This is a genomic window from Ohtaekwangia sp. (assembly GCF_036568665.1).
Classification (GTDB): Bacteria; Bacteroidota; Bacteroidia; order Cytophagales; family Cyclobacteriaceae; genus Ohtaekwangia.
The window spans coordinates 1-9367 of record NZ_DATCSD010000340.1 but is presented as its reverse complement, the minus strand read 5'-3'; the positions used below and the strand labels follow the sequence as shown (position 1 = coordinate 9367).

Here is a 9367-nt window from a genome sequence, read left to right as displayed (position 1 = left end):
AATAACATTAGGCTTGCGTTTGATCGCGGTCTTATCAACCGTCTGCGAAAAGGCGCTTACCCCTACCGTTGTAAAGGCAATGGCAGTAATGATATAATATATTCTCTTCATGTATGGTGGATATATATAGTTTGATCAATCGGTTTTTACAATCGTCTCTGCCAATTCAATCTCCAATGCTTTTCGTATAGCAATGGCAGCGTCTTGCAGTATTTTCGGGTTGGTGGTAGTAGCATCATCCGTTGGCATGTGATGCAGCGGGTGCCCGTAGGCTATACCGAAAAATCGTTTATAGCCATGGGCTGCTACTACAGCTAATTCGCCCAATGCTTCGTTCCTGATCTTCCAGCGTTTTCCGGGTTGATCGCGAAAAGCCAGGTCGATCGTATGCTCCAGGTTTTCGCTATACATGATGTTTCGTTTAGGATCTACGGTTGATAACTTCTTCAACGTGCCGTCTTCTTTTTTCCAGTCAACGGTAGCGATACCGGCCCCTAGGTGAAGCCACAGATATACATCTTCCGGCTTAGGTGCCTTCTCTATAAATACATGCGCCCCGAGATTGTTCAACTCATGCCCGGAGTTGGCTGTAAAAAGAAATGTATACTGACTCTTCTGTTGCGCAGCCCACGCTGCCAGTGCATTGAAGATGGCTATACCTGGTCCGCGTTCTCCGCCACAGGTAAACCAGCCGCTGATGGGAGTAGAGATAACTATATATTTATTGCCTGTGCCGATCGTGCCCGTTACACTCCGGGCTTCCGTTTCGCGAAGCGTACCGTTTACCTGCAGCGATACTTGCCTGCGTGCACACGCTGCCTGTATAAAGGCGAGCGAATCTTTAGGAGCCACTACTACTACGGGAACTTTCCACGGTGGCAGATTTTCGGAAGTATTGTAGGCGACTATTTCGCCTATATCATTTTTGGCAATGGCTACTATACCCGATGCACCGGCTGCTATAATAGGCTCGAGTAAACTGATGATCTGCTGGTTGGTTTGCCCTCCCGGAGGAATGCGCACCAGCACAATTTTGCTGGTATATAATTCAAAGTCGCCATAGAGCGGATCGACTATAACTCCGTTTATGTTGGCTGATGCCTGCTGTACCGGCCACAAGGGAAACGCGGGTATAGATGTATCATTTATACTGACATGCGCATCTTTCAGAAAGAATTGCTTTACCGGAAATGTAGTATAGGAAGTTTTGAAGCCCAGCGCATCGAGTTTCTTTTTGATCCACGCGGAGGTTTTCAGATCACCCTCTGAAGCAGTGCGGTGTATGCCGAAGGAAACATACTTTTTTACATCGGCATATAGCTGATCTCCCGTGAAGGGATCATGGGAAGATTGCGCATAGGCCGCACGGAAAGCCAGCAATATTATAGCGGCAACCTGGTATATGCGAGTGATTGGAAATAAAGAGTATATTTTCATGGCGTTTATATACATGCGTTTACTCGGCATAGCTGGAGCGCAGCTTTACTCCCCAGCGTCCGTTTTCTTTTGTTACTATATATAGCGATTCATAGGTGCCGATCTTTGTGCCATCTTCTTTATAGCGCGAGAACTGTGTATCTACATGCACCTTGGTATCAGAAGCCTGCACAATGTTCCGGTGATCCCACACACTGTGATGCCACCCGGCCTGCTTGAGCGGTGTAAATACTTTGGCCGGATCGCGCAAACCTGCTTTATCCAGCACCGACATGTTGCCGCTTGCCAGCCGGTAATGCGGAAAGTGATAGGTCTTCTCCCACGCGGCAAGATCGTTGGCGTTAAACGTTGCCATATACTCATCCAGCACCTGCAGCACTTCTGCTTTTACAGCAGGGTCTATATCGTGCGAGCCGCGCTCGTTACTCACAATGGTAAAGGCTGTGAGCATGATACACGCCAGCAGCAGGGTATATATAATTCGTTTTGTATTCATGATAATTTTATCGTTCAGTGTTCAGGGTTTCATGTTCCATGTTGAAGTTCCTTTTACTTTCGCTTTCCACTTTCCACTTTCAACTTTCAACTAACAAAGCCACAGGAGAGGAGCTGTGGCGTTTGTTACTTTATTTCTTGGCTTGTTGCTGTAAGCGCAGCTGTAATTCTTTATAGCGGCTTACGGCATGTTCTATATCGATGAGCGGGTATATATTATACTTTGCGGCTTCTGCATCGAACAGGGCTTTTAATTCATTGAGCTTATCAGGATATTTTTGTGCGAGGTTATTGCGCTCGTTAAAATCTTCGTTGAGATTATAGAGCTCCCACACTTCTGTATCCGGATTGTTCTCGAGTGTTGTCTTGGGTTCATCCGCATAGGTGAACAGATCGAGCGAGTTCGGTCGGTGCGCAGCTCCCGCTTTCCAGCCATCTTTATAGATCGCGCGATTACCGAATATGCAATAGTATTGTTGTGTGTGACGTGATGGTGCCGACTTATCGCCAAGCGTATATACTATACTGGTGCCATGCAAGGGATCTTGCTTGATACCTTTTATAGTTTCGGGTTGTCTTGCACCAGTTAACTCTGTAATGGTTGGGAAGAGATCAACCAGGTGTGCATACTGATTGCGAATGCCGCCTTTCTCTGCTATACCTTTCGGATAGTATACAATCAGCGGATTGTGTGTAGCGCCTTCTGCGTTCGCATCGCTCTTCCAGAATTTGAATGGTGTGTTGGTTGCCTGTGCCCAACCCAACGGATAGTTGGCTACCGTAGCTACATCTTTAGTACCAATCTTGTCATACTCTGTCAGCATAAACTTACGGTACTCTTCGCGTGTAATATTATCCATACCAAAACGTATCGACTTGGTGGTAACACCGTATTCAAGTCCTTCCTTGCTGCCACCGTTATCACCTATAATTACAAACACAGCAGTGTTCTCCAGTTGTCCGTTTGTCTTCAGGTGCTTGAGCAGGCGACCGATTTCAAAGTCGGTATATTCCAGGAAGCCCGCATATACTTCCATAAAGCGCGCATATAGTTTCTTCTCTTCAGCCGGCAGATCTTTCCATGCTTTCAGGTAAGCATTGCGCGGTGGCAACTGTGCGTTGGCAGGTATTACTCCGAGTTTCTTCTGGTTGGCAAATACTTTCTCGCGGTATATATCCCATCCTTCATCAAATTTACCTTTGTATTTGTCAGACCACTCGCGGTCTACCTGGTGAGGTGCGTGTCCCGCACCGGTAGCATAGTATAAAAAGAACGGCTTATCCGGTGCTATACTTTTTTGTTTGCTGATATAGCTGATCGCTTTATCGGTAAGCAATGCGTTGAGATGTCGGCCATCCGGTTTTATATGTTGATTGTCTTCAACCAGGTCAGGTTTATATTGATCGGTAGCGCCACCGAGAAATCCGAAGTTATGATCAAACCCTTTACCCGAAGGCCAGCGTTCAAACGGACCAAGGTCTGTACTTTCATCATCGGGTGTAAGATGCCATTTCCCTAATTGATAGGTACTATAACCGTTCTCGCGCAGCACTTCTGCTATAGTGCCTTTCTCCGGTTGTATATGTCCGTTATACCCGGGATAATCGGCCGAGAGATAATAATGGGGAAACAACCCCATGCCTACTGAATGGTGGTTTCTGCCGGTGAGCAAGGCAGCACGCGTAGGCGAGCATATACCGGCCGTATGAAAATTAGTATACCTCAGTCCCTGGTTGGCGAGCGTATCGAGGTTAGGAGTATGGATAAGTCCGCCAAAAGAACTTGTAGCACCGTAACCGACATCATCGAGCAGAATGAGGAGTATATTGGGCGCACCGGCCGGTGATTTCTTCAGATACTCCACGCGATAGGGCTGCGAGTCTTTTGCCGATTTACTCACCTTGCCTTTCCACTCTGTTGTTTGACTATATCCGGTTAGTGTACCGAGCAACACAACGGTTGAGGCTATCGTGAGTTTCTGTATGGAATTTGAAAATATATTCATGGTATAAGAGGGTATATATTCCGGGATAATGACTATATATAGTTACGTGAGCTCCAGCTTTGATTTTCCTATAACAGGTTCTTCGCTTCTCACCGCTACGGGAACAGGTATAGGATCATCCTGCACCATTGGCCCGTTGGCAGAAAGCTCGCTGCCTTCTTTCTTCGATTTGAAAATAGGCCACATGAATTGTGCATACCATTCTTCTTCCTGGTAATGTTTCAAACCGTAGCCACTCGGATATTTACGGGTGATGATGCCTGTGCCGAAAATGATATCCCACAGGAAGAACATGTTGCCAAAATTCCCTTTATAGTGCCCTACACCATCGTCATTAGAATCTGCATGATGTGCGTGATGTGTAGCAGGTGTGGAGATGAGCCGCTCCAATACCCAGGCGATCGGGTTGAGCCATTTCTTTTCGTAGAAAGGTTTATCCCACGGTATACTGGAATGTGCCAGTGTAGTGATGATGGATTTTATACCTTTTACAAACAGGGCCGGGTAGCCGAGGCCTAAATATACCAGCGTGGTAGTAAGATAGGTTTGCGAGAAGAATATAGTATAGATGATATTCTGCCGGCTCGCCATGGCCATGCCCATATAGGGAGCCGAGTGATGCGTGCGATGAAAGCGCCACAGGAAGGGTACTTCGTGGTGCAGGCGATGATACCAGTATTGTGTAAGATCATCGGCAATGCAAAGTATAAAGAAGCCCCACCAGAATGGAACCCAGTCGAACACACTTTTAAGATCGGGTAATACTAATGGCAAGAACTTCAGCCCGAAGTAGGTTACCAGCGGGCGCACAACGATCTTGGGTATAGTATAGCAGACTATATCCAGGATGCGTTCATTTTTACTCCAGTGTTTTTTATATAGTCCCAATGAAAATTCAATAACACCCAGTATCAACACCAGCACGGGTAAACCCCATGTGCTCAGGTTTTGGAAAACGGCTTCAAAGAACTTGATCATAGAAAATTTGGATTTAGGGTTGATAATATTATTTGCCGGATACCTGTTCGCTGGCAGCTTTCTTCTCCCACGGACGTTCGCCCGTGATATAGAAAGTGAGCAACATGAGAATCACCGGCAATGCATAAATAAAAATGCTTAACAGAACGTTTTTTACAATCCTGTTAGCAATGCGTGGTTCCATTTGCATAATCTTGTTTTCGTTTTGATGTGTGATTATTTACTCAACAGCTTTTGTGTTAACCAAAGCCCTCCGAATAAAATGAAGAAGGGCACCAGCGTAACGATTATACCAACCAGTATTTTTTTGAGTAGAAGAGTTACATCCGAAAGTGTCATAGCAGTATACATTATGTGTAAAGCAGAAAAGCGAAGAAGTATATCTTCTTCGCTTTGTTTGAAATTATATTATTTACTTCCGAGCGAGAGTGCCTGCTCTTCGGCATTTTCCACAATCACGCTGTTTACTTTACCGGTAAAGGCAAACGGACCTTTGTAACGGTCTGATACCTGTGTGATATAGTCTTTGCCAACGTTGATCTCGTCTGTCGAGCGGATGTTAGCCTGTGCTTTTACAATAGGGGCTTCAGCAACTTTTACATCGTTGATGTAGAGCGCCTGCGTACCGGCTGCATCGTTGGGCTCTTTGGCTTCTTTATAGGTAAGTATATATTTCACTTTTACATTACCTGCTGGCAAAGGCTTGCTTGACACCAGGTGTGTAAGCCTGGCGCCAGTGTTATTGGCAGCCTGCAGTTTTCCGTCTTTAATAAAAAGACTCACACCACCAAAGCGACCGCCCAAAGCAAACAGCACACCTTCACTTCCCTTACCTACTTCGGCATCGGCTGTTATCGTATAGGAGCGATACGGAATGATCGGGCTGGATATACCGAATACTTCGGAAGCTTCCGGATAGAAAACTGTTTTTGTTTGCTTGTTGCGCTGGTATAGAATGGTATAGTCAAGCTGTTTCTCCGTTCCGTCTTTCAGCGGGTATATATTATACTTGGCGGCTTCACTGTCGAACAGGTCGCGAAGCTCCTTCAGCTTTTCGGGATTCTTCTCTGCCTGATCAAAGCGTTCGTTGAAGTCTTCATTCAGGTTATAGAGCTCCCATTTATCCTGGCTGAAATCTTCACCCTTCTTGTGAAGTGTGCCGGCTTTCCAGCCATCTTTATAGATAGCACGCGAACCCATGATCTCGTAGTGCTGTACGATATGCCGTGATGGCGACTGCGCACTGTTTATACTAAATGCGAGGCTGGTTCCTTCGATCGGTTCCTGGCGATAGCCGTTGATAATGGTTGGTACCTGCACGCCCGTTAGCTCTACCGTTGTAGGAAGTATATCAATCAGGTGTGTATACTGATTGCGGAGTCCGCCTTTCTCTTTTATACCCTTTGGATAGAATATGATGAGCGGATTGCGTGTGCCTCCTTCCGAGTTAGCATCCTGCTTCCAATATTTGAACGGTGTGTTTGCAGCCATCGCCCAGCCCAGCGGATAATTGGGGCGCGATGCTTCTGTACCGATCAGATTTATATCGGCTATATTTTGCTGCAGTCGCTGCTCTTCTGTTTGTGACGGATCGTTGGTATTAACAACGCCAACAAATGTACCTTCCTTGCTCGCACCATTGTCGCCAACAGAAACGAAGATCAGTGTATTCTCAAGCTGCCCGGTCTTCTTGATGAAGTTCAACACGCGACCGATCTCATAATCGGTTTGAGAAACAAAGCCCGCATATACTTCCATAAAGCGTGCATATAGTTTCTTCTCATCAGCCGATAATGTATTCCACTCTTTTATACCCGGATTGCGCGGTGGCAATACGGTGCCTTTTGGTACAACGCCTAAAGCAATTTGTCGCGCCAGAACTTCTTCGCGGTATTTATCCCAGCCGCCATCAAATTTACCTTTATACTTATCCGACCATTCTTTGGCTACCTGGTGTGGTGCATGACCTGCACCCGGAGCATAGTATAGGAAGAATGGTTTCGATGAGTCGATCGATTTTTGTTCGGCTATATATCCAATCGCTTTATCAGCAATGCGCGTGTTGAAATGTTTACCATCTGTAGCAGGTTCTACCTTGCGTGTGTCTTCCCAGGTTGTTGGATGCCACTGATCGGTTGAGCCACTGAGAAAGCCATAGTAGTGATCAAATCCGCGACCGGTAGGCCAACGGTTGAATGGCCCGAGTGCTGTTGCATCAGACGGAGGCGTGAGATGCCATTTACCTACTGCATACGTATTATAACCATTCTCGCGAAGTATCTCGGCTATCGTAGCTTTCTCAAATGGCATATAGCCATCGTAGCCCGGTGCACCAATCGCTGTGTTTGGAAATAAACCCATGTGTACCGAGTGAGAATTTCTTCCCGTTAGCAAGGCAGCACGTGTAGGCGAACATATAGCCGTAGTGTGAAAGTTCGTATAGCGCAGCCCGTTGTTGGCAAGACTATCCAGGTTGGGAGTCTTGATCAGCCCGCCAAATGTACTGATGGCACCAAAGCCAACGTCATCCAGCAATATCCACACAACGTTGGGAGCATCTTTGGGAGCTTGTTTTTTTTCGGGCCACCACTGTTGTGTTTCGTTGAGGTTTCTTCCGGCTTTGCCTTTATAGGGCTGCACCGGGTCGTGCTGTGCATGAAGTATATTTATACTTCCGGCAGCAAGCGCAAGAGCAATTCCATAGGCACCCGTGCGTATAGCAAGGCGGGTGCGCTGGCGTTTGCGAGTTTGTTTTTTCATGTTGGTTGTTGAAGGTTTTAACATGGTATATATTTTATTCCCATCCGGGATTCTGGTGGCCCTGGATCAGCGGATTGATATCGATCTCTGACTGCGGGATCGGGTACAACCGGTGATAATCTGCTGCATTCAATTTTTGAACGGCATGAAGATTGGTTACGAACGTAGAAGCTCCGCTGGCATCTTTCTGGCGGATAAGATCGAACCAGCGATGATACTCGAATACAAATTCAAGGCGTCTGTCGAGATATACCGCTTCGCGAAACTCATCTTTGGTGAGCGAGCCTTCCACAAGGGGTGCGAGACCTGCACGAACGCGAACGCGGTTCAGTGATTTATAGGCTTTTGTGGTAGGACCATTCAATTCATTCTCTGCCTCTGCGTGAATCAGTAGTATATCAGAGTAACGAAGTATCGCTACGTTGGCAGCAGATTGATTGGTAATAGAGGTAGACCCCGGATCCCACGTCTTGTTAAAGAACGGTGTAGAATCGCCCGCTACAGCAGGGTTGGTAATAGGAAGTCCATAATATTTATTATTGGAGGGACTTTTGAATTTTCGTACGAACGTAACGTCTCTGCGCTTGTCGCCAGCAGTATATAGTTTATATACACTGAAGAAATTGTCGTTACCATTTTTATAGAACCGGACCATATCGGCATACGAACCTGTCAGTCCCGGTACATTGGTAAGTATAGATCGTGGATTCTGGTTGTTGCCCTGGTCTTGCGAGTTCGATTTGAATTGTGCAGAGAATATATGCTCCACGCCATTTTTATAGGCTGGTAAAAATACCTGCGAGTAATCGTTAACCAGGTTGTAAGTAGCAGTAGGCTTACCGTTGTAAGTGCCGGTGCCACCATCGGCAACCGATAGTACATACTCGGCTGTTTGCACAGCATCTGCGTAATGCGAGGTGATATTGAGCGGTAGGGATGCTTTGGTTAAATATACTTTGGCAAGCAGGCCCAGTGCAGCACCCAGTGTGGCACGCCCTACATCCGGAGCGGTATACGATACAGGTAATACAGCGGCTGCTTCGAGCAGGTCTTTTTCTATCTGCGCATATACTTCCGTAGAAGGTGTGCGGGCTATAGCATAGTCTGCGGCAGTAACGCCTTGTTTATATTCGATCACCAGCGGCACATCGCCATACAGGCGCACGAGGTTGAAGTAATATAGCGCACGCAGAAATTTAGCTTCTGCCAGCAGGCGATTTTTCAGTGTTTCATCAAAACTGATATCCGGAACTTTAGCCAGTACTATATTCGCTTTGCGAATGGCTGCGTAATGCTGTTGCCATATTTCGTAAACGCGCAGGTTGCTGGCTGAATGGCCAAGTACTGATAGTGAACGAACATCGGCATTGGTGGCACCCGGTCCCGGGTCTTCATCATCGCCAGCGAAATCCATACCGGTATTGAACAATGTATTGTACGGTGTTTGTACAGAAGTACCACCGGAGTTGAGCGAATAATATATAGAGGTTACGGCACTGACAGCATCGTTCTGTGTATTGTAAAATTCTTCTTCCTGTATAAACGAATCAGGTTTCTCTTTTAGGAAGTCATTGCACGACAGCACCGTAACAGCCAGTGCAGTGAAGGATATATAGCGAAATGTTTTTTGTGTAAAGGTTCTCATAGTAATTGTCATTATATAGATCATGACTTAGAAAGTAAAGGATACA

At 46.3% G+C, this 9367-nt stretch carries 7 protein-coding genes; all 7 read right to left on the bottom strand.

The annotated features are described in order from the left end of the window. Positions 1–135: 135 nt before the first annotated feature. The 7 genes from VIN08_RS19320 to VIN08_RS19290 all read right to left on the bottom strand — a co-directional run bounded on the left by VIN08_RS19320 (position 136) and on the right by VIN08_RS19290 (position 9321). Positions 136–1437 (bottom strand): hypothetical protein, encoded by a 1302-nt coding sequence (locus tag VIN08_RS19320; protein ID WP_331968406.1) that lies wholly within the window; start codon positions 1435–1437, stop codon positions 136–138. Positions 1438–1456: 19 nt separating this feature from the next. Further along, on the bottom strand, positions 1457–1933 hold the full coding sequence (locus VIN08_RS19315; protein ID WP_331968403.1) for a hypothetical protein: 477 nt from the start codon (positions 1931–1933) through the stop codon (positions 1457–1459). A gap of 130 nt (positions 1934–2063) precedes the next feature. Next, on the bottom strand, positions 2064–3938 hold the full coding sequence (locus VIN08_RS19310; protein ID WP_331968400.1) for an arylsulfatase: 1875 nt from the start codon (positions 3936–3938) through the stop codon (positions 2064–2066). 42 nt (positions 3939–3980) lie between these two features. Next, on the bottom strand, positions 3981–4916 hold the full coding sequence (locus VIN08_RS19305; protein ID WP_331968398.1) for a sterol desaturase family protein: 936 nt from the start codon (positions 4914–4916) through the stop codon (positions 3981–3983). 28 nt (positions 4917–4944) lie between these two features. After that, entirely contained in the window at positions 4945–5106 is a 162-nt protein-coding gene (locus VIN08_RS19300) for a hypothetical protein (protein WP_331968395.1), read from the bottom strand. 218 nt (positions 5107–5324) lie between these two features. Next, on the bottom strand, positions 5325–7676 hold the full coding sequence (locus VIN08_RS19295; protein WP_331968392.1) for an arylsulfatase: 2352 nt from the start codon (positions 7674–7676) through the stop codon (positions 5325–5327). A 34-nt stretch (positions 7677–7710) separates the two neighbouring features. Further along, a complete protein-coding gene (locus tag VIN08_RS19290; protein WP_331968389.1) occupies positions 7711–9321 on the bottom strand; it encodes a RagB/SusD family nutrient uptake outer membrane protein in 1611 nt (536 codons plus the stop codon). Positions 9322–9367: the final 46 nt, after the last annotated feature.